Source organism: Streptomyces sp. DSM 40868 (assembly GCF_011820545.1).
GTDB lineage: Bacteria > Actinomycetota > Actinomycetes > Streptomycetales > Streptomycetaceae > Streptomyces > Streptomyces eurythermus.
Genome location: NZ_CP050504.1, coordinates 4730528 through 4755908 on the forward strand (window position 1 = coordinate 4730528; position 25381 = coordinate 4755908).

Sequence of the window (25381 nt, forward strand, 5' to 3'; positions counted from 1 at the left end):
GGCGGGTGATGTGACGGCGCACGGAGCCGCCCGCGCAGGCGGCCCGGTCCTCGTCGCCCTGACGTCTGCTACTGCGCCCTGCTCACCGGAGTGCTCGGGTGCACCTCGCGTTCGACGCGCGGCAGGAGTTCGGGGATGTAGATCTTCTGGATGGCGTCGCCGGAGTCGTGCGCCTCCCAGTGGGCGCGGCTCGCCCATCGCTCGACGAGGACGAAACGGCCGGGATCGTCCTGCGACTGGTACGCCTCCCAGGCGACGCAGCCGTCCTCGGCGAGACACAGCGGCCGCATCCGGGCCAGGGCGTCGGCCACCGCCGGGATCTCGTCGGACTCGGGCACGCGGACGATGACGAGGAGGTCGAACATCACTGCTCCTTGGAGTGGGAAAGGCCGGCCGGGCCGGCGAGGGCGTCACGGGCGACCGTGGGGAGCCACTGGGCGATCGGGGTGAAGGGGTGGCCGAGGGCCGCGGCGCGGTCGCTCGCCATGCCGAAGTCGGACAGGCACGAGAACGGGGACAGACCGGGATCGCCGGAGGGGTCCTCCTTCTCGATCACCTCGGCCGCCAGTCCCGTGGCGCTCTCCACCGCGGCGCAGACGTCGTAGACGTCCGCGGTGTCCGGAGAGGCGACGTTGACCGCTCCGGTGGCGTCGGCGAGGGCCGCCCAGGCGAGGAAGCCGGCGGCCTCCTCGGCCCGTACCAGTGACGTCCGGCCGGGCGCCGTGTGGGCGACGATGGGCTGTCCGGCCCGGACCCGGTCGAGGTGGAACCGGAGCCGTCCGGTGAAGTCGCCCTCGGCGGCGAGCACATGGGCGACCCGGGCCAGCAGCACCGGCACCTTCGCGCGGCGCGTCAGCGCGGCCTCGGCCTGGCGCTTGCCCTCGCCGTAGTGGGCGTCCAGGTAGCCCGGGGCGTCCCAGGGCAGGGTGGTGTCGAAGTCGTAGTCCGCCGGGTCGAGTTCCTCCTCCCGGGCGCGCGCACCGAACGGCGGGGCCGGGAACCGCCCGCGGAAGGTGTCCTTGTTGTACACCTCGATGGTGCTGGTCATGACGATCTTCCCGGCCCGCTCACCGAACGCCTCGCACACCTCGACGGCGGCGTTGGGCGTGTAGCACATCTGGTGGATCACGGCGTCGAACCGTTCCCCGGCCACCGCGGCGGTCAGCTCGCCGGGGACGTTGACGTCGGCGCGCAGCCGCCGCACCGCGTCACCGAACGGGTCGGGGGTCTGCCCGCGGTTGACGAGGGTGACCCGGTGCCCGTCCGCCAACAGCTTGTGCACCAGCAACTTCCCGAAGAACCGGGTGCCCCCGATGACGCAGATGTCAGACATTTTCTCTCACTGTTCCTTCATTCTCCGTGACTTCGGCGTCCTCGGTCCGCCGGCTGCCGTCGGCCGCGCCGGAGTGCCGGCCGCTCAGGCAGACCAGTGCGCAGCCCGCCGCCAGCAGGGCGGCGACGTACCAGTTGCCGCCCGCCACGCCGAGGGAGCGCGACAGGTCGAACAGGATGCCCGCGGCCAGGGAGCCGGCCATGTTCCCCGCGCTGCGGAAGAAGTGCATCGCGCCCATGGCCTTGGCCAGCCGGTCCTCGGGCACCCGGCGGGAGATCCAGAGGTCGAACGACGGCACGAAGAGGATCTCTCCGAGCACGACCGTCAGACAGCCGACCACCACCCAGGGGGCGGTGCGGCCGGCCCCGAACGCGACGAACGCGACGGTCATTCCCGTCAGTCCGACGGCCATGACCGTCCCCGGGCTGAACCGCTTGCTGAACAGCTGGAACAGCGGGTACTGGAGCACCAGGACGCTCAGGCCGGTGATCCAGAACGGCGCGGACGGGGCCCACCCCGGGACGTACTCCTCCATGTGCAGCGGGATGCCGACCACGAAGCCCAGGGACAGGGACCAGAAGGCGGCGGACAGCAGGAAGTAGCGGGTGGCGCCGCGTACCTCGATGCCCTTGAACGCGGCCAGGCTGAACAGCGGGACGCGCCCGCCCGCGGTGTCCGGCGTCCGCCCGGAGCCGTCCCGGGGGAGCAGCGCCAAGGTGATCAGGCAGAAGCCGGCGAAGAACACGAACACCACCGTGAACAGGGTCCGCAGCTCCACCTCGGCCAGGACGGCGCCCGACAGCGCGCCGCCGAAGAGGCCGACCTGCCCCGCCATCTGGAACGCGGAGAACGCCTTGGGCCGTTCGTCCTCGGGGAAGGAGACCAGGACGTTCTTCAGGCCCGGGAAGGACGTCCCCGAACCGAAGCCGATGAAGAACGCCAGCACGCTGTACGCGAGCACGCCGTCGACGAACCCCATCAGCCCGAGTGCCACGGCTTCCAGCGCGGTGCCGAGGAACACGGCCGTGCGGACACCGGAGCGCGCCGCGATCCCCTCGTAGCAGAAGGTGGCGAGCAGCCGGCCGACGTACGTCATACACATGACCACGCCCGCCCAGAACCCGCTGTCGGACCCGCCGAGGGTGGCGACGAGCACGGGGAACCAGATGTAACTCCCGGTGTTCGCCAGGAGGATGCCGCCGACCACCCCGACGAGCGCGCGCCTGCGCTCCCTGGTCACCGCTCCTCCTTCCGGCCCGCGCCCGCGGCACGCAGCTCGGCGATGGTGCGGGCGACGGCCTGCCGGTCGACGGGCACACCCCGGACGACCGTGCGCAGCGGGAGGGCGGACAGCGGCCGGCCCTGAGCGTGCAGGTTGTAGGTGGCGGCCTCGCCGACGCTCAGCGGGTGGACGCCGCGCTTGTCGCCGCTCAGCTCGTCGAAGTAGCGGCGGCCCCCGACCGTCGCCTGGTGGCGCAGCCGTTCGTCGAGCGAGGCGTCGTCGCCGCGCAGCAGGCCGAGTTCGCTCAGGAAGGAGTAGCCGTGGTACGCGCCCGTGTTGCCGGAGTCGGTACCGATCAGCAGCCTGCCCTGCTCCAGGGTGGCCAGGGCGTTGCGGCGCATGTCGGCCAGCGCCGCCGTACGGGTCTCCTGGCAGCCGAACTCGATGCCGTAGGGCTTCTCGATGGTCCGGGCGAACTCCAGGTTGCGGAGGTCCTGGGTCTCGGCGAAGCCCTCGCGCCCGTACTCCGCCGCGAACTCCTCGCCCGTCATGACCATGGGGCGCAGACCGGCCAGGGTGGAGACGAAACGGGCCCCCTCGAACTCCTTCCAGTCGGCCGCGTCGAGCGTGCGGTCGCGCACGCTGTGGGCGAAGAGGCGGAAGCCGCACTCGTAGGCCCAGCGGGTCTCCTGGAGGGTGTTGCAGTCGATGACCGCGGTGAGGCCCCGGGTGGCGGCGATCCGGGCGGTGAACTCCAGCACCCGGCGGGACAGCCGGGAGAACTTCACCGGGCTGTCCGGCTGTTCGGTGCCGTCCGTGAACATCACCTTGAGGAAGGTGCCGCCGCGTTCGACATTGGACCGTATCGCGTGTTCCAGGTCGGCCTCGGTGGCGATCATGTACACCGGGGCCGGGAACTCCACGCCGTGGCCCGTGAGACCGGCGGCGTTCGTCGTCGCGGTGACCGCGTAACCGCAGTGGACGATCTCGGGGTACGGCACCGCGGAAGCCGCGCGGCCGGCCGCCCAGGCGTCGGCCACCAGCGGGAAGCCGAACATGTCCACCACATGGGTGACGCCGTGGTAGACGTACTGCAGTGCGACGATCCGCGGGTCGTCGGCGGTGTCGTCCCAGTTGGCGGGCAGCGACACATGGGCGTGGGTCTCGGTGTAGCCGGGCCACAACTCGTCCTCGTGTCCGCGGCGGGCTCCGGTGGGCTCGATGCGGGCGAACACGCCGTCCTCGACGGTGACGTCGAAGACGGTGCCGGCGTCGAGGCTGGGAATCGCTACGCCGGAAAGCTCCTCACGGCTCATCGGGCGACCTCGACCTTCATCCCGAGGTCGATCAGGTCCAGCGCCTCCTCGCACCGCTTGTTGACCTCGGTGCGGTCGGCGCCGGTGAAGATGACGTGCCCGATCCAGTCGAAGTTGCTGGTGGACAGGCGGGTGACCGGGGTGCCGGGCTTCTTGTAGGCGAGGGCGTCGTGGAATCCGGGCAGGTCCTTCAGCGCGTCGAAGCCGATGTGCTCGACCGTGCCGGCGACCGGGGCGCCGAACCAGTGGCCGCCGGCCGTGGTCTCGCCGGGGAAGGGCAGCTCGGGACGCTCGCCGAGGGCCTGCCGGATGACCTCCAGGTACGGGTCGACACCGGAGCTGAGCTGCATCAGCGTCGGCACGATCCCGCCGATGAGACGGCCGTTGACCTCGCACAGCACCGGGCCGTCCGGGCCGAGCAGGAACTCGGTGTGGATGAACCCGAAGTCCACGCCGAGCTCGTTCAGCACACGGGTGGTCATGGCGAACAGCTCGTCCTGCAGCGGGTGTCCGCTGAAGTACGTGGCACCCATCTCGATGAAGTACGGGAAGCCACTGAGCGGACGGTCGGTCAGACCGAGGTTGACCACCTCGCCCTTGCCGAGGACGCAGGACTCGACCGAGATCAGCTCGCCGGTGACGAACTCCTCGATGAGCACGTCCGGGATGCGCCGCACACCGCGCCCGTAGTCGGTGACATCCGCGAGGTCGGCGAGGTAGGCGCGCAGGTCATCCTCGTCCTTCAGGTGGAGCACGTGCAGACTTGCCGTGCCGTCGGAGGGCTTGACCACGCAGGGGAAGCCGATCTCGCGGACGGCGGCCTCGACGGCGGCGGGGTCGTCGGCATCCGCGACGTGCGCGAAGCGCGGCTGGCGGACCCCGGTGCCGTCCAGGGTGAGGCGGGTGAGGTGCTTGTGCCGGGCGTTGCGGGCGCCCTCGACGCTCATGCCGGGCAGGCCGAGCGCCTCGGCGACGGCGGCCGTGTGAACGGTGTGGTACTCGCTGTAGGTGGTCACTCCGTGGATGGGGTTCTCCGCGTGCAGCCGGCGCGCCAGCGCCGTCAGCTCCTCGATGGAGAAGGCCTGCTCGCTCTTGACCACCTGGCAGTTCGGGTGGGCGTAGGCGGCTTCGGCCAGCGGGGAGACGCCGAGGTAGAAGTCGGGGTCCACCGACACCAGCGTGACGTCGTGGCCCAGCTCCAGGGCGTTGGCGATGCCGGCGATGCCGTTGGGGTTGCATTCGATCATCAGGATGTGCATGTTCAGCGCTCCGTAGGTTCCGGGGGTGGGAGGGGGAGACGGTCCGGGACGGCGGACTCAGCGGACGCAGGCGCGGACGGATCCGCCGGCGGCCGCCGCCGGTCGCCCGTGGCGTGCCCTCGCCACGGCCGCGAGCACGGCGGGCAGATCGAGGCCGAGCGACGCCATGACCTCCTGGTGGTCGCCGCCGGCCGAGGGCCATCCCTGACCGGCCGCCACCGAGGTGACCTCGCGCCCGGGCAGCAGCAGCGCCAGCGCTTCGGCCACCCCGCCCTGGCTGCGGTGCTCCTCGACGACGACGAATCGGGTGTGCCGGACCGCCAGTTCCGCGGCCGACTCGGCCAGGTGCTCGTGGTCCGCGTACACCAGGTGGGCGTGGGAGACCCCGGTGGCGGCGCGGGCGGCCAGCGCCAGCCGGGTGCCCTCCTCGCCCACCGACACCAGACAGACGTCGCCGGGGTCGCCCTCGGACTCCCAGTTGACCGGCGGCAGTTCCGTACCGGACACGGGCAGCGACTCGTACGCGGCGTTGCGGCCCGTGCGGATGTAGTGCGGTCTGCCGTCGCGGGCCGCGGACCTGATCACGGCGCGCATCTCGGCCTCGCCGTAGGGGGCCGCGATGGTCACGCCGGGCACGCTGCGGAGCACCGCGAGGTCCTCCAGGCAGTGGTGCGTGGTACCGAACCAGGCACCGGACACGCCGGCGTACGGTGCCACGACGGTGACCCCGGCGTTCAGGTAGCCCAGCGTCAGCTTCAGGCTCTCCGCGGCCCGCAGCGCCGCGAAGGGGGCGAAGGTGCTGACGAAGGGCTTGTAGCCGCCGGCGGCCAGCCCCGCGGCCATGTCGATCATGGCCGCCTCGGCGATCCCCACGTTGAAGAACCGGTCCGGGTGCGCGGTCTGGAAGGGGTGGTTCTTGCCGCCCAGGTCGGCCTCCAGGCAGACGATGGACGGGTCCTCGGCGGCGAGGGCGGTCAGCTCCTCACGGTAGGCGTCACGGCCGGAGAGGGTCATCGGATCGCTCGCTTCCACTTCGCGGCGCGGGTGGCGTCGATGGTCACGTAGTGGGAACCCGCCCTGCCCTCCACGGCCGGTACGCCCTTGCCCTTGACGGTGTGGGCGACGACGGCGAGCGGGCGGCGGGCGGCCGACCGGTCCCCGGCGAACAGCTCGGTCAGCGCCGCCAGGTCGTGTCCGTCGGTCTCCGCGACCTCGAACCCGAAGGCGGCGAACCGCTCGGTGAGGGCGGGCAGCGGCGAGATGTCCGCGACGAGTCCGTCGTTCTGCCCGCCGTTGCGGTCCACGACGAGGACGAAGTTGCCCAGCTCCTGTGCCGCCGCCACCTGGCAGGTCTCCCAGACCAGCCCTTCCTGCAGCTCGCCGTCGCCCGCGACGGCGATGCCCAGGCCGCTTCGCCCGCCGAGCCGGCGGGCCAGGGCCCAGCCCGCCGCGTACGGCACGCCGTGCCCGAGGCTCCCGGTCGGGAACCGCACACCGGGCACCTTGGGGCCCGGATGGCCGGTGTAGGGCTGGCCCGCCCGGCCGTACAGCGGCGCCGGGTTCTCCGGCAGCACGCCGCTGACGTACAGCGCGGCGTACAGGCCCGCGGCGGCGTGGCCCTTGCTCAGCACGACCTCCGTGCCGTCCCCGGCGGAGGCCCGGTGCAGGGCGGCGACCAGGATGTCGAGCACCGACAGGCTGCCGCCCAGGTGGCAGCCGCGCTCGGACGCCGCCATGTCGACGATCAGCCGCCGGGCGTGCAGGGACCGCTCCGCCAGGACGGACACGTCCGTCCCGGCGGCCGTGGGCGTGTCGAGTACGGCGGTCATCGGCGGCTTCCTTCCGGAAGGGCGAACCAGCGGTCCACCGCGGCGGCGAGCAGCGCGCGGGCGGCCCGGTACTCCTCGCCGCCGATGCGCTCCTCGTCGGTGTGGTCGAGGGCGGAGTCGCCCGGCCCGTACGCCACCATCGGCACGTCGTGCCAGGTGGTCGCCAGGGTGTTCATGTCCGACGTGCCCTTCTTCACCACGAAGCGGGGCTTGACCCCGGCCGCGGCGAAAGCCCGGGTGAACGCCTTGGCCAGCGGCCCCGAACGGCCGCCCTGGTGGCCCGGGGTGGCACGCAGCACCTCGATGCCGACGCCGTCACCGGCGTGCCCGAGCGCGGCGGTGCGCAGCGCGTCGAGATCGGCCCCCGGCGGCACCCGGAAGTTGAGGATGCCGTGCGCCCGGTCGCGCTCGCGTCCGCGCTCGCACCGGATGTCGATGACCGCGCTGAGCGCCTCGGGCGCCTGGGCGAGCACCGACGCGCGGATCTCACCGAGGACCCGGGTCAGGCGGTCCGGGGCCGACACGGCGTCCAGGCCGGCCGAGTGGCCGGTGGGCACGGAGGCGGTCACCGCCAGTTTGAAGAGCCCGAAGTAGCCGAGGGTCAGCTTCTGCGAGCCGCTGGGCTCGCCGATGACGACCGCGTCGGCCGGGTAGTGGTCCCGTACGTGGAACGCGCCCTTCGAGGAGGAGATCTCCTCCTCGACCGCGCCGACCACGACCAGCCTGCCGTCCTCGGGTACGTCCGCGTCCGCCAGCACCTCCAGGAAGGCGGCGAGACTGCCCTTGGCGTCGACGCTGCCGCGCCCCCACAGCTCACCGTCGCGCCACTCGGCGGGCCAGCGGTGCGGGACCGTGTCGAGGTGGCCCAGGAGCAGCAGCCGGCGGGAACCGGTGCCCCGGGACGCGACGAGGTTGCCCGCCGCGTCGATCCGGGCCTCGATGCCCCGGCTCCGGCACCATTCGGCGAGGCAGGAGGCGAGTTCCGCCTCGTCGCCGGAGACCGACGGCACGGAGACCGCGCGGGTGAGCAGGTCGAGGTCGTCGGCGGGCCCCCGGGTGCGCCAGAACCGGGTCCAGCCCGAGGGCTCGCTCATGGTGTGCGGGCCGGTGATGGCCACGTCGGCGCTGCTGCCCTCCAGGGCGATCTCGGCCGCGCGCACCTTCTGGCGCATGCGTCCGCCGGCGTACCGCGCTCCGTCGCCCGGGTAGGCGTCGGTCAGCGTGGAGTCCGGGTCGGCCGGGTCGGTCAGCAGTCCGGCGGTGCCGGTGACCAGCCGCAGGTGGTCGGCGTCCAGGGCGACCGCGAGCACCGCGGCCAGCACGTCGGCGTCCACGTTCAGCGCGGCGCCGCCGTCCCGGTCGGCGACCGGCGGGGACAGGCAGACCACGTCGTACGCGTCGAGCAGGGCGTTCAGCGCCTCGGTGTCGGCCTCGGCCGGTACGCCCGCCCGGTGGTCACGGACCACGATCGGGCGGCCCTCGGCCGACAGCGCCTTCAGCGGACGGTTGGCCCGGCCGACGACCAGGCCGTTGCGGGCGGCGACGGCCGTGAACGCCTTCAGGCCCAGGGCCCGCAGGCCGTGCGCCACGGCGGGCAGGGTCACCCGCTCGTAGGCGTCGACCAGGTGGTCCATCTCCTCGGGCGGGCAGTAGCGCACCACGTCGCCGTTGGCCAGCCGGAGCGTGGGGACCGGGCGGCCGATGGCCGTGTAGTGGCGTTCGATGCCCGTGGCCCCGCCGGCCACCAGAAGCACACGGGCCCCGCGGGCGACGACGTCGGCGATCTCCTTGTGGATGGCCTCGCGGTCGAGCGTGGCGCTGCCGACCTTGATGACATACAGCGGCCGGGTCATGGCGACACCGCCGTGATCGGCAGACCGGCCGTCTCGTCGAAGCCGTGGATGAGGTTCATGGCCTGGATGGCCTGGCCCGCCGCGCCCTTGATCAGATTGTCCAGGGCGGCCACCGTGACGCACTGACCGTCGCGGACGGCAACCGCCACCTCGGCGACGTTGGAGCCGGTGACGGCCTTGAGCATCGGGAAGTCCTGCGGCGCCTTGGGCGCCGGGCGCACCCGTACGAACGGCTTGCCGACGTACGCCTTGGCGTAGGCGCGCTTGACGTCGAGGGCGCTGACCCCGGGTCGCAGCTCGGAGTAGGCGGTCACCATGATGCCGCGCGCCACGTCCAGGCTGTGTGTGGAGAACCGCAGGTCGACGGCGGCGCCCGTGAAGTCGGCGAGGGCCTGCTGCACCTCCGGCGCGTGCCGGTGGCCGTGCAGCTTGTGCACCCGGAAGTTGCCGCTGCGCTCGGCCGGCTGCTCACCGCCGCCGCGGCCGCCGCCGGTGGACCCGGTCTTGGCGTCGACCACCACTCGGTCGGCGACCAGCGGCTCGGCGCCGGCGAACAGCGGGTACAGGGCGTAGATCGTGGTGACGGCCATGCACCCGGGCAGGCTGACGAACCGGCTGTCGGGTACGCCGGCGCTCAACTCCGGTACGTAGTACGCGAAGTCCTCCAGCGGCGGGTGGGCTGCGGTCCCCGGGTAGTGCTTGCCGATCTGCTTCTCGTCGCGCAGCCGGAAGTCGCCACCCAGGTTCAGCACGCGCTTGGCCCGGTCGGCGACCAGCGGCAGACGCTCGGGCAGGGCACCGGTGGGCAGGCAGCCGAAGGCGACATCGACGGTGTCCGTGTCCGCGAGCTCGGCCAGCGGCCGGAACGTCAGGCCGGCCGCCTTGGGGTGGTTGCGCAGCCAGGGGTGACTGCTGCCCACCGCGGTGCCCGCGGCGCGCTCCGCCGAGAGGAACGCGAGTTCCACCCGAGGGTGCTCCAGGAGCAGCCGGATCACCTCGCCGCCGGTGTAGCCGCTGGCTCCGAGGACGGCGACGCGTATCTTCTCGTGCGCTGCGTCAGCCAAGGCGGGCCGCCTTGTCGTAGGGACGACGGTAGTCGCGGGTCTCGACCAGCTTGCGGATGGCGTCCGGACGGCGGGCGACCTTGCGGAAGGCGTCGGCGTAGCGCAGGATCCGCTCGTACTCCACCGGCGAGCGCAGCTCGCGGCAGAGGACGAGGGTGCTGTCGAGCATGCCGAGGGTGACCGGGAAGTCCTCGGGCCGGTGGTCGCGCACGGCACCGGGATTGAGGGTGAACGGGTAACCGTTGCCGAAGCCGTCCCGGTGCTGGAAGGGCAGGTGGCACGGGATCGGGGTGTTCTGCCATTCGCGGGCCGGGACGCCCTCGGCGACCAGCAGCTCGTGCACGGCCTCCTTGACCGCGAACACCGGGATGTCGTCCAGGCCCACGGCCTCGGGGTGCAGGGTGACGCGGTACATGTTGTACGCGTGGACGTGCCCGTCGGGTACGTGCGGCGGGGTGAACAGGCCGGTCCCGCGCAGGGCGTCGGCGAGCAGCGCGGCGTTGCGGGCGCGGATCTCGTCGTAGTACGGCAGCCGCTTGAGCTGGCTGGCGCCGAAGGCCGCCGCGACCCACGACATGCCGTAGTCGATGCCGTGCCGCTCCAGGTAGGCGCGGGCCCGGTCGTAGCTCTCCTCGGTGGCGAAGAACGCGATGCCGCCCTCGCCGCCGAGCGGGAAGTTCTTGTCGGCCATCAGGCTCTGACCGGCGGCGTCCCCGAAGGAACCGGCCACCTGCTCGCCGATCTTCGCGGAGTGGGCGTGCGAGGCGTCCTCGACCAGGGCGATGCCGTGCCGGTCGGCGAGGGCGCGCAGGGCGGACACGTCGGCGGGCAGCCCGTGCACGTGGACCGGCATCAGCGCGCGGGTGCGGTCGGTGATCGCGGCGGCCGCGGCCTTGGGGTCCATGCAGTAGGTGGCCGGGTCGATGTCCACGAACACGGGGACCGCGTGCGCGGCGACGACGGCCTGCGCGGTCGCGATGAAGGTGAACGCCGGCACGATGACCTCGTCACCGGGCTGTACACCGGCGCCCACCAGCGCCATGTGCAGGCTGGAGGTGCCGCTGGCGGTGGGCAGCGCGTGCGCCGCGCCGACGTAGGAGCGGTACGCCTCGGCGAAGTCGGCGACGACCTTCTCGGGCGCCTGCCGCTGGGCCAGCATCAGGTTGAAGACGTCTTCCTTGGTGATGACCGGGAAGAGGGTGCGGCGCGAGGCCTTGGGGATCATGGCCCCACCGCCGAGGGCGGCGAGTTCGGAGTCGACCTCGGCGGGGTCGGGCAGGGGCAGCGGGGTTGCCGGGAAGTCAGTGATCACGAGCGCGCTCCGGTGGGAGTGGCGGGACGTGCCGCCTGGGTCAGGGCCATCCGCACGCAGGCGGCCACGAGGGGGCTGAGCCGGTAGTTGAACTGGACCCCGGGCACCAGGGAGGCGTCGGCCTCCTCCTGCGTCCACATCGTCCGCAGGTCGTACGCGCCGAAGATCTTCAGTCGCTCGGCCCGGGCCCAGACCCGGTCGTCGTCGGTGAGGACGGCGGCGGCCGGCCCGAAGCCGAGACCGGTGAGGTCCACGACGAGGGCGGGGGCGGTGGAGGTCCGGGTCAGCTCGGCCGCCCGGTCGGCGTTGGCGGAGTCCAGCGACACGTAGTCGTACGCGGCCGGGCCCCGGTCCGCGACGCTGACGCCGAGCCAGTCGAGGAAACGGCCGGTGGCCGCGTCCGGCTCGGGGACGGCGACGGTGTCACCGTGCCCGATGCCCTGGCCGGCGAGCGCCGCGTGGATCGCGGCGGTACGGCTGTTGACGAGGACGGCCCGGGTACGTCCGGTCTGCTTGGTCAGCAGTCGTTCGAGGCCGGGCAGTTCCCGGTCGCTCTTCTCGATGCTCATGACCACGCCGGTGGTGAGGACGCGGGCGAGCACCGTTGCGGTGTCGAACAGTTCCATGGATCTTCTCCGTGTCACACGGCTGAGGCCGTGAGGGTCTCGGCGACGTAGGCGGCGAGGTGGCCGGCCACGTTCACTCCGTGCCGGGCGGAGGAACGGGCGAATTCCGGGTTGGCGTTCACTTCGAGCACGAGCAGTTCGCCCGTGGACCGGTCCTCGACCAGGTCCACCCCGTAGAAGCCGGGGCCGAGGGCGTCGACGACCTGGCCGCAGAGCTTCTCCATCACCGCGGTGACCTCGACGCGCCGGACCTCGGCGCCCAGGTGGGTGTTGGTGCGCCAGTCGTCCGACACCCGCTGGATGGCCACCACCGGGGTCCGCCCGACGACCACCACCCGCAGATCGTGGCCGGGCTTGTCGATGTACTCCTGTACGACGACGGGGAACTGCTTGCCCGTGGCGTCGACGGACTCCCGGCCCGCGGCCCACGCCTCCACGCAGTCGGCGTGGGTCATCTTGCCGACCCCCCGGCCCCAGGAGCCGCTGACCGGTTTGACCACGGCGGGCATGCCCAGGTCGGCGACGGTCTTGCGGACCTGGTCGAAGCTGAAGGCGTGCCGGGTGACGGGGTGCGGGATGCCGTGCCGCGCGAAGAGCAGCGCCTGCAGACCCTTGTCGTTGCAGGTCTCGATCGTCGCCGCGCGGTTGAGGGTGGTGACGCCGGCGTGTTCCAGGCGACGGGAGACGTTGATCGCGTCCCGGTGCGAGAGGTTCCTGATCAGGGCGAGAGCGGGCGGGCCGGTGTGGCCCGCCACGATCTCGGCCAGATCCTCCATGAGCAGCGGTCGCGCCGTCAGACCCTGGTCACGCAACGCGGAGAGGAGCAGCTTCTCCTCCGGGCGCAGCATCGTGACCGAGAGCAGGACCTGGTCGGAGGCTGTCACTCGCCCCAGTCCTCTTCCACCTCGGGGGCGAGGTCGAGGCGTACGCCGGCCGGGGTCTTCTCGACGACCTCGTGCTCCTGGCCGCAGGCCGCGCACTCGGTGATCTCGCCCTTCTCCCAGTCGTCGCGCACCTCGAACTCGGTGTCGCACACGAGACAGCTGGCGACAGCGGTCGCAAGTGTCATGCTGATGACTCCTTCACGTGGAAATGGCGTCGCACGATGTGCCGGCGCCGTTGCTCGCGCACGGATCCCGTCCGCGCGCATTCCGGGTCCGCCGTCCCTCCGGCACCTGTGGATGCCTCGGGAGGCACGGAGAGCGCCACTCTCGGTGGCGGAAAGGAGCCTGCCGGGCGGTGATACCACTCACCTACCGCTCCGGTACCGCTTGCCACGGTGGTCACCTAAGCTTGGTCACCGTAAGTGTTTGACCTGGTACTTTCCAGGCACCGCCGCGGGGGGCACGCATTGGGGCAGGCGCACAGTGACAGGTAGCGAGGACCGAGGGCTGCGGTTCAACGTTCTCGGATCCCTGGAGTGCCTGGCCGACGGGCACCGGATCAGGCTCGGCGGGCCGCTTCAGGAGCGCATCCTGACGTCCCTGCTGCTGGAGCCCGGGCGGACGGTGCCCATCGAGCGCCTCATCGAGACGGCCTGGGGCGAGACCGCTCCCGACACCGCCAAGCAGCAGGTCCGCAAAGCCATCGCCGACCTCCGGCGGCGCCTGCCCGGCGGTCCGGCGCTGATCGTGACCGAGGACGCCGGGTACCGCGGGGCCGTGGAGCCGCTCCGGATCGACCTGCACCTCTTCTCACAGCACGTGCAGAAGGCCGCGTCCGACCGCGCCGAGGGTGAACTCGGCGCGGCGGCCGGGGAACTGCGCAAGGCCCTGGAGCTGTGGCGCGGCCCGGTGCTGAACGGGACGGGCGGCCCGGTGCTCGACGCGGCGTCCACCGTCCTGGAGGAACGACGCCTGGCCGCGGTGGAGGAGCTGTTCGCGCTCAGGCTCCAGCTGGGCGAGGACAGCAACCTCGTCGGCGAGATACGCGAGTTCGCCGACGCCCACCCGCTGCGCGAGGGGTTGCGCGCCCAGCTGATGCTCGCCCTGTACCGCGCCGGCCGGCAGGCGGAGGCGCTCCACGAGTACGCCGCCGTGCGGGACCTGCTGGCGGAGGAGCTCGGGATCAGCCCCTGCCCCGAACTGGCCGGCCTGTTCGAGAAGATACTCCGGGCCAGCCCCGAACTGGACACGCCCGCACCGGCGCACCCGGCCCCCTCACCCCGGCCGTCCGACGGGCCGCGAGCCGTCGAGAACGCCCCGTGCACCCTGCCGTACGACCTGCCGGACTTCACCGGGCGGCACCTGGAACTCAGGCATCTGCTCGACCGGGGACAGCCGGGCGAAGGAGTGCGGATCGTCGCCGTCGACGGCATGGGCGGGGTCGGCAAGACCACCCTCATCGTGCGTGCGGCCCACCGCCTGGCCGCCTCGTACCCGGACGGCCAGCTCTACCTCGACCTGCGCGGCTTCACCCCGGGGGAACGGCCCCTCGCCCCCGAGGAGGCGACGCGCATCCTGCTGCGCGCCCTGGGGACACCCGACAACGCCATCCCCGACGACGCCGGGAGCCGGCTCGCGATGTGGCAGGCCGCCTCGGCCTCGCGGCGGCTGCTCCTGGTCCTCGACAACGCGGCCGACGCCTGTCAGATACGCCCGCTCCTGCCCGCCGCTTCCCAGTGCCTGGTCCTGGTGGTCAGCCGCTGCCGGCTGCTCGACCTCGACGGGGCGCACTGGATATCGCTCGGGACACTGGCACCGCAGGACAGCGCGACACTGCTCACCAGGACGCTCGGCGAGGAACGCGTGGCCGCCGACCCCGAGGCCGCCAAGTCACTGGCCACGCTCTGCGGGCACCTGCCGCTCGCCCTGCGCATCGCCACCGCCAGGCTCCACAACCGCCCCCGCTGGTCGCTGCAGTACTTCGTCGACCGGCTGCGCGAGGAGGACGCCCTGCTCACGGAGCTGCGCTCCACCGAACGCAGCGTCGCCACCACCATCCAGCTCTCCTACGAGTCCCTGGGGGAGGAGCACCGCCGGGCGTTCCGGCTCCTCGGGGTGCATCCCGGGCCGAACTTCGACCCGCACGCGGCCGCGGCTCTCATGGCCATGACACCCAAGGACGCGGAGCAGATGCTGGAAGACCTGCTCGACTCCCAGCTGCTGCAACAGCACGAGGCAGGGCGGTACTCCTTCCACGACCTCATCCGCAGCTTCGCCCTCAGCCTCTGGGACGACTCCGTGCGGCACGAGAAGGACACCGCGGTCGGCCGGTTGATGAACTACTACCTGCGGGCGACCAACGAGGCGTGCCGGATCCTGTTCCCGGGACTGCGCCAGTACGCGTCCGCGCCGCCCGGCAACGCGCCGGGGCTGCCCGCGTTCCGCGACGCGCAGGCCGCCCGCCGGTGGTACGACCGGGAGAGCAGGGGCCTGCAGGCCACCGTCCGGCTGGGACAGCGGCACGACTTCCACCGCCTGGCCAGCTACCTGGCCAGGAACACGGTGCTCCACCTGCACGCGCAGGGAGCCATCCGGGACTTCCGGGAGCTGGCGGAGGTCGCGGTGACCGCGGCCCGCCGGGCGGCGGACACCCAGGCCCTGTGCCTGAGCCTGGCCAACCTGGCCTCGGCGCACCAGATACTCGGAGAGTTCAGGTCGGCGACGGAGGCCGCGGAGGAAGGGCTGCGGGTGGCCCGGTCGCACGGGGACACCATCAGTGAGGCGGCCTTCCTGGACCTGCTCGGCTGGGCACACATCGTGCTCGGCAGCCTGTCCGAGGGATATGACCTCCTGCTGCGGGGCATCGGGCTGCACCGCGAGTTCGGCAACCTCAGGCGGGAATCCATCGCGCTGTGCAACCTGAGCACCCTGCACCTGTGGCAGGGCCGGAGCGCGGAGGCGATCGCCGCCGCCGAACGGGCCGTCATGCTCTGTCAGAAGGTCGGAGAGCGGGAGCACGAGGTGGCCGCCCTCAACGACCTGGTCATCGCCCACCTGGACGGGGGCGACGACGTGTCGGCGCAGCGGCACCTCGACCGGGCCCTGGCCCTCGGCGAGGACTCCGCGATGCCCAGGAACCGGGCCATGTCGCTGGCGCTGCGCGCCGTCCTGCACCAGCGGAACGGACCGGGCGAGGAGGTGATGACGTACGTCGACCAGGCACTCGCGCTCGTCGGCCCGCTCGGTACGGTGACATGGCAGTGCGAGGTCGAGAACATCGCGGGGCTGGTCCACCAGCGCGGCGGAAACCACGAGAAGGCCCTCGGCCTGCACCGGAGCGCCCATCAAAGGGCGCTGGGCATCGGATACCGCATGGGCATGGCACAGGGACTGCACGGCATGGCGAAAGCCGAGCAGTCGCTGGGAAACCATGAAGCCGCCCGGGATCACCTGCGCGGCGCCGAGGAACTGTTCGCTGCCATGAACATCCCCCGAGCCATCCTGGGCTCCTCCGACCGCGCGCCTGTGTCCTGCACGCTTGGTTCTGTCTGCTGCGGCACACAGGCGCGGGACATGGGTCGGTAGCCCGTTCTCGTCACCGGGGGCTGGTGCCCGGCCCCTCATTGGTGGCCAGAATGCGCACGCTCTTCCCGGCCGTGGCGGCCTCGGAGTCGTGCACCGCCACCGCGGTGCCGAAGACAACGGCCAAGGTGACGATGCCGATCAGGCCGGCGAACCTGCTCCCCATGTTTCCCCCTCAGTGCGGAAGTTCCTTCGAACACAACCGATCCTCAATCAAGCACAGACCGTTACGGTTCCGAACCGATACCTTCACAGCACTGCGGGAGCAGAACCCCTCCGCGGAGACGCTCGTGGGAAGGCGACGTCGTCGTCATCGACAGCGAGGCCGTGTCCGTGGCGGAGAAGCGGTGCGCCGGCCTGGCCGGCGCACGTTTGGCCCCGGGGCCCCGGACCTGTCCGTCAGGACGGGCGGGCCCGCCGGGATCGTGCGGCTGTTCCCCGGCTCCCGCACCGAGCCGGGACCGACCGGGCCGGCGCCGAAGGCGCCTGTCCGCTGCCCCCAGCCCCGGACGCTTCGGCCCGCTCCCCGCGCGACGCCCCGAGTCGGACCGGAGGGTGGCACCGGCAGGCTGAGCCGCCTCGCACCAGGATGGCGTGGCATGCCGGTCCGAGGGCCGTACGCCAAACCTCGGCTCACTCGTACGAGTGTGTTCGGTTCCACCCCGGGCCGGGTGTGCAGCAGGCTTGCCGCGCCCACATCCGTGAGGCATCGAAGCAGAACCTCGGAGGCCGGCATGGCGAACACCCCGACCGATCGTCTGTACAGCAAGGACCACGAGTGGGCCGGGATCGAGGGCGACCTGGTACGGATCGGGCTGACGGATCACGCGCAGCGGCAACTCGGTGACGTCGTCTTTGTCGAGCTTCCTTCGGTGGGTGACCGGTTCGAGTCCGGTGAGCCGTTCGGCAGCGTCGAGTCGGTGAAGGCCGTGTCCGAGGTCTACGTGCCCGTGACCGGCGAGGTCGCCGAGGTGAACCCGGCCCTGAACGACAGCCCGGAGCTGGTCAACGAAGACCCCTACGCCGATGGCTGGATGATCCGGCTCCGCACCGACGGCCCGCCGAACACCGACGGCCTCCTCAGTGCCGACGAGTACGCCGAGTACCTCAAGGCGGACTCGGACTGACCTTCGGCGATCGACGGTTCGCGTGACGACGCGCTGTTGTCTCAGGTCCAACCGAGGCGTCATCACACACGCGTCCGTCCCACCAGCGAAGCTGGAAAGCGAGTCGGGCATGACGGCCGTGTGGGGTCAGGGCTATGCCGGAGCCGGTATCGGTGAACTGGGCGGCAAAGGCGGAGGCGACGGCGGCCGGGGGTCCGACGTCTCAGCCGAGGACGGCGACAACGACGCGGACGGCACCGCCGGAACGAACGGCGGCCATGGGGCCGTAGTCACCACGTACTGACAAACCATCCCGGACTACCGGCAAGTCCCAGGGGGGGCGTCATCTGGTGGCGCCCCCTATCGCCTGCCGGTGCCTGCCGGCCGTGCCGACTACGGCGTCCGGCGACCTCTACTGCTACGAGATCATGCATGAACGGCATCGCGCGAACGCATATTGGCAGTGCTCTGCGCCTCGGCTTCAAGCATGCGACTTCACGCACTCAGCGAGGCTGTGCGACGCAGATCATGTCGCAATGCGTCTCGCCTTCCAAGACGCTTCGGCGTTACGCCGGCCCAACGGCCTCGTCGCTCCTTCGACCTGCCCTCAGGTCTCGATTTAAGGCACACGAAGGGCATGCCGCCCCTGAACTGGCCTAGACAACGAACACCAAGTACCTGACCTGGGGGTTTTCATGGAGCGGGTGACGAGAATCGAACTCGCGTTCTCAGCTTGGGAAGCGACGGCGCTTGGACAACCGCGTCCCTGTTGACCTGCGGTTATGCGATTCTGTGGCGGTCCTGGGAGGGTGCGTTCGCACCGCTGCTGACGGTTGTTGTCCGCTCTCAAGGGCACGCTGTGGGCACGGCGCCGTAGTGCCATGTCGGCGTCAGCCGGGTAGACCCTCCCGGTCCCGGGTGACCTCGGCTCGCATGTCAAGCACCTCAGCAGAGCCCCGCCTCTCATGACATCTGCTTCAGACCGCGCAGAGCGTCGACGACTCGTACGTGGAGGCTGCCGGTTCGCGCACCCGCTCCGACGCGGAGGCTGGCCTCGACGTCGTTGGTCTGCATGGCCACATGTCCGAACCGGGCCGAGAACCTGACCAGACCGGGCGAGGTTTCCGCATGTACGCCGGGCACCTCTACGGTCAGCTTCACCTCACAGCCCACGCCGTCGGCGTGGGCCGCAAGGATCTCCTCCACGTCACGAACGATCGGCGACAGCGCCTCATCCAGTAGACCATTCGGTATGCCGATCGACCGCCGGGCAATCTCGACGCCACTGCCACGCAGAGTGGTCAGAGTCAGACAGACGCTCCTGGCGCTGTAAATACCGTGATGGTGCAACACGTACACGGCCGTCAGCGCTGCCTGCACGGCTCCGACAACGGGACCGACGGCCGCCGCCGACTTCAAGTCCCAGGCATGCGCGATTTCGCGAAGCCTGCGCGGAGCCAGCCCGGTGATCATGTTCTCGATGCCTTCGAGCGCACAGTCCCCCATGTGCCAGGAGCCACCGAGCCCGAAAGAGAGAAGTTGTCCCTCTTCACCCACAGCAAGCACGGAGTCGTTTTCGGTCACACCGACCGGGAACAAAGCCACGCGGAGCCCGGCGGACAGGTGGTCCAACTTGATGAGCTGGAACCTGGCCTTCTCCGGATCGATGGAAAACCCGATAGAGGCCACCTCCCGGCCCGGTTCCACCGGCCGGTGATCGAGGCCGTAGAACTCACTCAGAAAGGCTTTCGCGGCAGGAAACAGCGACAGAGACATTCCGTAGCTCTCCGCCATCGCTGCAAGCCGCAGCGCTGCCTGCATCGCCTCTTGCTCGACGTTCCTCCCTGCGGTCCAACCGATCCTCTCCGCAGCCCGGTGGTGCTGAGTCACTCGTCCACCACTTCGATGCCGAGACGCTCCAGCAGAGCTGTGCAAGATCGGCACGGTTTCGCATGACGTCCGTGCTCCGGATCTCCTTCGGGGCGAATCTTTCTCGTCACTATGGCCGACCCCGAAAAATGCCCCGTCGCATCGTCGAGGGTCGTTCTCCCCCCGCTCGGAAGCTGCTCGTCCAAGCCCCACAACTGATCGGAGATAAGTGCGGTCTCCGCGCAGTAACCCATGAACGGTTCCCGCTGCGCGGCAGGAAGCTGCTGAAAAAACTCGGAAACCGCAGGATGTAGATCCGGGTCCGAATCCGCGTCGAGGTCGGTCTGGCTGAAGATCTTGCCGTTCACCAGCAGGGACGCGGCGGTCATCGGAATATGCTCAGGCATAGTAGTCCTCCGCGTGTTCGAGCGGATAGCCACGCGAGTAATTCATGAACGCCGAGTACTTGTCATTTCCGAGGAAGTACTCGCCGCTGTGATGCAGGTAGAAGAACCGCCCCGCTTCGTCCATGAGGATCGTGCCGCCGTCGTACGTGTCGTGCGCGACGGGGAAGACCTTTTTCCCCAGTCCGTCGGCGAGTTCTTGAACGTCTTCCGCTGCGCCCCGGTACATGAGGGCCGGAAGGAACATCACAGTGTCTTCGGGAGAGTCGTGCAGGGGTGCCACAAGGCCGACATGCTCACGCAGAAAATCGAGAGCGGGCTGGATGACGTCAAGACTGCCGCCGTCCCTGCGGAATGATGCCTGACAGTCCTCGATCTCGGTGGCGGCAAGGTCGTCACACCTACGGCCCGGGTGCCATCCGGCCCTCGCCAGCCAGGCGTCAACTGCCTCGGGCGACTTCAATGCGGACACAGTTTTTATCCTTTTCCAGGTCAAACAGCGGTGACGCCGATCAGCGGAAGCATGCGCGCGCAGGAGGCGCAGGGCGGCTTGTACTCCCCGTGGCTCAAGAATCCAGGCTTGTCCGGTTTCATGTCGCCGATCTGCCGCGTATGCACCTGTGCTCCCTCCATCACCCTTCTGATCCCTCAGGCCACGTGATTCGACCGCCTCCCTACCGGGTCACCGAGCTCACCAGGTACGGGCCCACCTGTCACGATCCGTCGGGGAGGAGCAATCCCCGGAGATGCGACCATGCGCCACCGAGGCATCTACGGGCCGCCGAACGGACCCATCGCATGCCACCATCCGTATCGCCACTGGCGAGGGGCATCGTCGGCATGCCGGAGGGCTCCCGGTTCTACGACCTTCACCACACCGGGCACGCGCTCTCGACCCGACCCGGCGCCACGCTCAAGGACACGATGGTCCGTGCCGGGCATTCCTCCGAGAATGCCGCGCTGATCCAGCGGCACTCTGACGACGAGCGGCAAGAAGAGGTCGCCGGCGGCCTCGATCGCCGCACACAACAACAAGGCCCAGGTCTCTGACCTGGGTCTTCATCATGGAGCGGGTGACGAGAATCGAACTCGCGCTCTCAGCTTGGGAAGCGACGGCGCTTGGGAAACCGGGTGGCTTTGACCTGGGCAAACGTCCTCTGGTGCCGAGCCCGGAGGGAGAAACCGCACCGTTCGTGACCTTGGTTGGCCCGTCTTACGGGCACGCTATGGGCACGCCGACGCCCTGGAGGCGCGGGGTCCCGTCCCGACGACTGACGGCCGCTCCGGGCGGGAAATCGAGTGCTGGTCTGAAGGGTGCCCTTGCAGGAGGACATGGAGAAGAGGTGCACGAGGGGCCGTTTCCCACCGGCTCAGGACCGTTCCTCTCCGGCACGGACTAGGCCGGTCTCATAGGCGATGACGACGAGTTGGGCGCGGTCCCGGGCGCCGAGTTTGGCCATGGCGCGGTTCGCGTGGGTCTTGACGGTGACCGGGGTGACGAAGAGGCGTTCGGCGATCTCGTCGTTGGACAGACCGGTGGCGACCAGTGTCATGACTTCCCGCTCCCGCGGGGTGAGAGTGGAGAGCCGTTCGCCGCCGGCCAGGTTGCCGGGGGAGGGCTGGGCGAGGAAGCGCGCGATCAATCCCTTGGTGGCCGCGGGGGAGAGCAGGGCCTCGTCGGCTGCGACGAGGCGGATGGCGTCGAGGAGCTGGGCCGGTTCGACGCCTTTGCCGAGGAAGCCGCTCGCTCCCGCGCGCAGTGCCTGGACGACGAACTCGTCCATCTCGAAGGTGGTGAGGACGAGCACCTTCACCCCGGCCAGATCCTCGTCCTGGCCGATGAGCCTGATGGCCTCGATGCCGTCGACCTCCGGCATGCGGATGTCCATCACCACGACATCGGCCCGCTGCGACCGGGCCAGTTCCAGGGCCTCACGGCCGTTGGACGCCTCGGCGACGACTTCCATGTCCGGCTGGGTGTCGATGAGCAGCCGGAAGGTGCCGCGCAGCAGGGCCTGGTCGTCGGCGAGCAGGACGCGAATGGTCATCGGGAGCCTTTCTAGGGCGGTTCATGGGCGCGGGGTGAGTACGAGGGGCAGCTCCGCGTGCACCCGGAAGCCGCCCTCCGGCCGGGGGCCGGCGATGACCGTCCCGCCGATGGCGGCGGCGCGTTCGCGCATGCCGATCAGGCCGTGACCCGTGCCGGGACCACGGGCGGTGCCGGAGTCCTGGGCGGTCCCGGGGAGTCCGTCGTCGGTGACGGTGATCCGCAAGGTGTCGGTTCCGTAGTCCAGAGTGACCTTCACATGGTTGGCCGAGGCGTGTTTGTGGGTGTTGGTGAGGGCCTCCTGGACGATGCGGTAGGCCGTCAGCTCGGTGGTGGGTGCCGCGGACCGGGGCAGGCCCGTGCGTTCCAGTTCCACGGGCAGGCCGCCCGCTCGGAGATTGGTGATCAGGGAGTCGAGGTCGGCCAGTCCGGGAATGGGCACCCGGGAGTCCGGCGCGTCGTCGGGCTGACGCAGCAGACCCACGGTGGCGCGGAGTTCGTCGAGCGCGGTGCGGCTGTTGTCCTTGATGTGGGCGAGTGCCTGGTAGGCGATCTCCGGGTCGGTGCGCAGCAGGTGGTGGGCCACCCCGGCCTGGGCGTTGACCAGGGTCATGTGGTGGGCGACGACGTCGTGGAGTTCACGGGCGATGCGGACACGCTCCTCGGTGACCCGGCGGCGGGCCTCCGCCTCGCGGGTCCGTTCGGCGCGTTCCGCGCGTGCCTCGGCCCGGTCCAGGCGGAGACGACGACTGCGGCTGGCGATGCCCAGCGCCGTGGCAGCGATCGCGAGGTCGAAGCGGAGGAGGGTGTCACCCGAGACCGGTGACTGGGAGTGGGTGACGGCGAACACCGCTGTGATCACGAGCGTGGCGGTTACGCCGACGGCCCATGCGATTCGTCGGCTGCTGCGGGTGGCGAGCGTGTAGAGAGCGACCAGGCTCGCCGCCGGAGAAAGCGAGAAGTCCGGCGTACGGGCCATGTGTACGAGGTCCACGGCCAACGTGACGAGTACGACGGGCAGTGGCCACCGGGTACGGACGACGAGGGGCGCGCAGGCCAGCGCCGTCCAGGTGACGCCGCCCAACCGCGGCGCATGCCATCCGGAGCCTCCCGTTCCGACGGCACCCGCCGCCACCGCCACGAGGACGACCAGCACGCCGGGCAGCGCGTCGCGCAGCCGCGCGTGACGGGCCAACCACTGCTGGACCACGGCTGTCACCTGCATTCCTTCACTATGCGGCAGCACACGGACCGCGCGGCACGGGCCGGTCGGGGTGGTGTGCCTCCCGCGGCCCGGCGCGTGCGCTCGGCGGATGACGTCAGCGGCCGGTCCCGGCCGTCTCCGGCTCACGGCCGGGACCGGCCCGCCGCGCCGGCTCTTCCACCGGTCCTTCCACCGACACCCGGGGGAGCGCCCGGTCGAGTGAGCGGGGCAGCCACCAGTTGGCGCGTCCGCACAGGTGCATGAGCGCTGGTACGAGGACCATGCGGACCAGCAGGGCGTCGAGCGCGACGGCCACCGCCAGGCTCACGCCGAACTCCGATATCACCCGCATGCCGCCGAAGACGAACGAGCCGAAGACGCAGACCATGATGGTGGCCGCCACGGCGATCACCTTGCCGGTCTCGGTCTGGCCGACCCGGACGGCGCGCTGGTTGTCCCCGGTGTGTGCCCACTCCTCGCGCATCCGGCTGACCAGGAACACCTGGTAGTCCATGGAAAGACCGAACATGATGCCGACGACGAGGATGGGCACGAACGACTCGATGGGCCCGGCGGCGCCGAGGCCGAGGAGCGAGGCGCCGAATCCGTACTGGAAGACGACGACGATCGCGCCGAACGCCACACCGATGCTGAGGACGTTCAGCAGGGCGCCGACGGCCGGGATGAGAAGGCTGCGGAAGGCGACGGTCAGCAGCAGGAAGCCGAGCGCGGCAATCACCAGCACGAACAGCGGCAGCTTGCCCATCAGCACGGAGGCGAAGTCGTCATTGCCGGCGGTGGGGCCGCCGACGTAGACCTTCATCGAGGTGCCCTGCTCGGCCGCCGGGATGACGTCGGAGCGCAGGTGGTCGATCAGGTCGGATGTTTCCGCCGACTGCGGGGAGGTCGTCGGGACGACGGAGATCACACCGACGTCCTGCCCCTTCTGCATGGGGACGGCGCTGACGTCGGCGACGCCGTCGACCTGCTCGATCGCCCTCGCCAGCCTGGCCTCGGCCGCCTGGTCGGCGGCGGTGGGCGCCTCGGCGGCGAGGACGAGCGGACCGTTGAAACCGGGCCCGAAACCCTTCGCGATCATGTCGTACGCCTGCCGGTTGGTCGAGGTCGTGGGCAGGTTGCCGTCGTCGGACGCGCCCAGGCGCAGGGTGAGCGTCGGCAGAGCGAGGACCGCCAGAACGACGAGGGCGACCACACCGAACGTCTTCGGCCGGGTTTGGACGCGCTCGGCCCACCGGCCCCACGGACTCGGCCCCGCCTCGGGTACGACCTGTGTGCGCCGGCCGGCCAGAGCCCGCCGCTGACGGCGGTTGAGGACCCGCGGGCCGATCAGGCCGAGCAGCGCCGGCAGCAGGGTGATGGCGGCCAGTACGGTCAGGATCACGGTGACGGCGGCGCCGATGGCCATGCCGTTGATGATGCCGACGTTCAGGGTGAGCATGCCGAGCAGGGCGACGACGACGGTGAGCCCGGCGAAGACCACCGCACGGCCGGAGGTGTTGAGGGACTTGGCGATCGACTCGCCGACACCCATGCCCGCCATCAGGTGGGAGCGGTGCCGGTTGACGATGAACAGGGCGTAGTCGATGCCCACGCCCAGACCGATCAGCGAACCGAGGGTCAGCGTGGTGTCGGACAGGGTGATCACGTGGCTGAGCAGCATCACCGTGACCGCGGAGGTGCCCACGCCCGCGATGGCCGTGATGATGGGCAGCGCGGCCACCCACACCGCCCGGAAAACGAAGAGCAGCACGACGAAGGCGAGGGCGATGCCCATGGCGTCGGCGACCGCGTTGGGCTCGGGATTGACGGTGAACGCCTGCCCGTTCAGCGCGATGTGCAGCGTTGCCGACTCCGGGGCGGTGGCGAGCTGTTTCACCCGCGCGATCCGGGCGTCGCTGACGCCTTGCTCGAATGACACGGTCGCGTAGGCCGTCGTACCGTCCCTGCTGATCTGCCGGGCCCCGGCCGCCGTGAACGGGCTGCTCACGGAGGCGACACCGGGAGCGGCCCCGATCTTCCTCACGGCGTCGGCCATCGGCTGTTCGGCGGCGGAGTCGGTCACCTTCCCGCCCTTGACCTGCCAGACGACCCGGCCGCTCTTGCCCGCCGCGCTGCTGGCGCCCTTCTGCAGCAGGGCCGTGGCCCTGGCGGAGTCGGTGTTCTGCGAGGTCGGGCTGTTGCCGAAGTCGCTGCCGACCATGCCGACCGCGGCGCCGAGACCGATCAGCAGGCCCACCCAGGCCAGGACGACGGTGAGCCGATGCCTATGGCACCAACGGGCGAGAGGGGACATCGACGGGCCTTTCCAGAGGTACGCCACACGAGCCGGACCAGCAGACCCGGCCCACCCTCACGCTCGCATTCCACCGGTCTCTCGTCGTTGCCCGGACGCAGACACTCGCGTCTACCGCGATCGCAGTAGACGGTTCAGGATGAGGACCCAGACCGGG

At 70.7% G+C, this 25381-nt stretch carries 23 protein-coding genes and 1 pseudogene; 4 read left to right on the forward strand and 20 right to left on the reverse strand.

The genetic code is table 11. The features are described 5' to 3' along the window. Positions 1-68 precede the first annotated feature (68 nt). Genes HB370_RS21510 through HB370_RS21570 form a run of 13 tightly spaced genes read right to left on the reverse strand, consistent with a single transcriptional unit; the run spans position 69 to position 12883 of the window. Complete coding sequence (locus HB370_RS21510; RefSeq protein WP_030790741.1) at positions 69-365, reverse strand: putative quinol monooxygenase; 297 nt, start codon at positions 363-365, stop codon at positions 69-71. Continuing rightward, positions 365-1333 carry an NAD-dependent epimerase/dehydratase family protein gene (locus HB370_RS21515; RefSeq protein WP_030790744.1) on the reverse strand — a complete coding sequence of 323 codons (969 nt, stop codon included), beginning with the start codon at positions 1331-1333 and terminating at the stop codon, positions 365-367. The genes HB370_RS21510 and HB370_RS21515 overlap by 1 nt, the downstream gene beginning before the upstream one ends. Further along, complete coding sequence (locus HB370_RS21520; protein ID WP_078637740.1) at positions 1326-2573, reverse strand: MFS transporter; 1248 nt, start codon at positions 2571-2573, stop codon at positions 1326-1328. Before HB370_RS21520 ends, HB370_RS21515 begins: the two co-directional genes overlap by 8 nt. Continuing rightward, positions 2570-3871 carry a hydrolase gene (locus HB370_RS21525; protein WP_244405594.1) on the reverse strand — a complete coding sequence of 434 codons (1302 nt, stop codon included), beginning with the start codon at positions 3869-3871 and terminating at the stop codon, positions 2570-2572. The genes HB370_RS21520 and HB370_RS21525 overlap by 4 nt, the downstream gene beginning before the upstream one ends. Continuing rightward, positions 3868-5130: an ATP-grasp domain-containing protein gene (locus HB370_RS21530; RefSeq protein WP_030790754.1), complete on the reverse strand. Its 1263-nt coding sequence runs from the start codon at positions 5128-5130 to the stop codon at positions 3868-3870. Before HB370_RS21530 ends, HB370_RS21525 begins: the two co-directional genes overlap by 4 nt. Before the next feature lie 57 nt (positions 5131-5187). After that, positions 5188-6144 (reverse strand): transketolase, encoded by a 957-nt coding sequence (locus HB370_RS21535; RefSeq protein ID WP_051816092.1) that lies wholly within the window; start codon positions 6142-6144, stop codon positions 5188-5190. Continuing rightward, a complete protein-coding gene (locus HB370_RS21540) occupies positions 6141-6959 on the reverse strand; it encodes a transketolase (protein ID WP_051816093.1) in 819 nt (272 codons plus the stop codon). The genes HB370_RS21535 and HB370_RS21540 overlap by 4 nt, the downstream gene beginning before the upstream one ends. Continuing rightward, entirely contained in the window at positions 6956-8812 is a 1857-nt protein-coding gene (locus HB370_RS21545) for a M20/M25/M40 family metallo-hydrolase (protein ID WP_030790762.1), read from the reverse strand. Before HB370_RS21545 ends, HB370_RS21540 begins: the two co-directional genes overlap by 4 nt. Continuing rightward, positions 8809-9876 (reverse strand): N-acetyl-gamma-glutamyl-phosphate reductase, encoded by a 1068-nt coding sequence (gene argC, locus HB370_RS21550; protein WP_030790764.1) that lies wholly within the window; start codon positions 9874-9876, stop codon positions 8809-8811. Before argC ends, HB370_RS21545 begins: the two co-directional genes overlap by 4 nt. Then, the gene (locus HB370_RS21555; RefSeq protein ID WP_030790768.1) at positions 9869-11188 is read right to left on the reverse strand and encodes an aminotransferase class I/II-fold pyridoxal phosphate-dependent enzyme; all 1320 of its coding nucleotides are present in this window, start codon (positions 11186-11188) and stop codon (positions 9869-9871) included. Before HB370_RS21555 ends, argC begins: the two co-directional genes overlap by 8 nt. Beyond that, the gene (locus HB370_RS21560; protein ID WP_030790771.1) at positions 11185-11814 is read right to left on the reverse strand and encodes a DegT/DnrJ/EryC1/StrS family aminotransferase; all 630 of its coding nucleotides are present in this window, start codon (positions 11812-11814) and stop codon (positions 11185-11187) included. Before HB370_RS21560 ends, HB370_RS21555 begins: the two co-directional genes overlap by 4 nt. Before the next feature lie 14 nt (positions 11815-11828). Next, complete coding sequence (locus HB370_RS21565) at positions 11829-12698, reverse strand: RimK family alpha-L-glutamate ligase (RefSeq protein WP_030790774.1); 870 nt, start codon at positions 12696-12698, stop codon at positions 11829-11831. Next, entirely contained in the window at positions 12695-12883 is a 189-nt protein-coding gene (locus HB370_RS21570) for a lysine biosynthesis protein LysW (protein WP_030790778.1), read from the reverse strand. The genes HB370_RS21565 and HB370_RS21570 overlap by 4 nt, the downstream gene beginning before the upstream one ends. Before the next feature lie 298 nt (positions 12884-13181). Here HB370_RS21570 and HB370_RS21575 point away from each other — a divergent pair, with 298 nt between their 5' ends. After that, a complete protein-coding gene (locus HB370_RS21575) occupies positions 13182-16283 on the forward strand; it encodes a BTAD domain-containing putative transcriptional regulator (RefSeq protein WP_063766445.1) in 3102 nt (1033 codons plus the stop codon). 10 nt (positions 16284-16293) lie between these two features. Here the strand turns inward: HB370_RS21575 and HB370_RS21580 are convergent, their stop codons facing one another. Then, positions 16294-16446: a hypothetical protein gene (locus HB370_RS21580; protein WP_157855643.1), complete on the reverse strand. Its 153-nt coding sequence runs from the start codon at positions 16444-16446 to the stop codon at positions 16294-16296. 568 nt (positions 16447-17014) lie between these two features. Here HB370_RS21580 and gcvH point away from each other — a divergent pair. Together gcvH and HB370_RS21590 are read left to right on the forward strand one after the other, a co-directional pair. Then, positions 17015-17407, forward strand: coding sequence for a glycine cleavage system protein GcvH (gene gcvH, locus HB370_RS21585; RefSeq protein ID WP_030790782.1), 393 nt, complete (start codon positions 17015-17017; stop codon positions 17405-17407). A gap of 109 nt (positions 17408-17516) precedes the next feature. Next, positions 17517-17690 (forward strand): hypothetical protein, encoded by a 174-nt coding sequence (locus tag HB370_RS21590; protein ID WP_157855644.1) that lies wholly within the window; start codon positions 17517-17519, stop codon positions 17688-17690. 659 nt (positions 17691-18349) lie between these two features. Here HB370_RS21590 and HB370_RS21595 read toward each other — a convergent pair. From HB370_RS21595 to HB370_RS21605, 3 genes are read right to left on the reverse strand one after another with little or no spacing between them, the layout of a single operon-like run. Further along, complete coding sequence (locus tag HB370_RS21595) at positions 18350-19330, reverse strand: SUKH-3 domain-containing protein (RefSeq protein ID WP_342450995.1); 981 nt, start codon at positions 19328-19330, stop codon at positions 18350-18352. Continuing rightward, a complete protein-coding gene (locus HB370_RS21600; RefSeq protein ID WP_342447394.1) occupies positions 19273-19644 on the reverse strand; it encodes a YwqJ-related putative deaminase in 372 nt (123 codons plus the stop codon). Before HB370_RS21600 ends, HB370_RS21595 begins: the two co-directional genes overlap by 58 nt. A gap of 10 nt (positions 19645-19654) precedes the next feature. Beyond that, the gene (locus HB370_RS21605) at positions 19655-20131 is read right to left on the reverse strand and encodes an SUKH-3 domain-containing protein (protein WP_030790786.1); all 477 of its coding nucleotides are present in this window, start codon (positions 20129-20131) and stop codon (positions 19655-19657) included. Positions 20132-20481: 350 nt separating this feature from the next. Here HB370_RS21605 and HB370_RS21610 point away from each other — a divergent pair. Then, positions 20482-20709 (forward strand): annotated as a pseudogene (locus HB370_RS21610) (site-specific integrase); the annotation flags it as partial. Between the two features lie 320 nt (positions 20710-21029). Here HB370_RS21610 and HB370_RS21615 read toward each other — a convergent pair. The 3 genes from HB370_RS21615 to HB370_RS21625 form a co-directional block, all read right to left on the reverse strand. Further along, complete coding sequence (locus HB370_RS21615; RefSeq protein WP_030790790.1) at positions 21030-21707, reverse strand: response regulator transcription factor; 678 nt, start codon at positions 21705-21707, stop codon at positions 21030-21032. 21 nt (positions 21708-21728) lie between these two features. Beyond that, positions 21729-22931, reverse strand: coding sequence for a sensor histidine kinase (locus tag HB370_RS21620; protein ID WP_037702873.1), 1203 nt, complete (start codon positions 22929-22931; stop codon positions 21729-21731). Positions 22932-23025: 94 nt separating this feature from the next. After that, positions 23026-25224, reverse strand: a complete 2199-nt coding sequence (locus HB370_RS21625) for an MMPL family transporter (protein WP_030790796.1) — start codon at positions 25222-25224, stop codon at positions 23026-23028. Positions 25225-25381 lie beyond the last annotated feature (157 nt).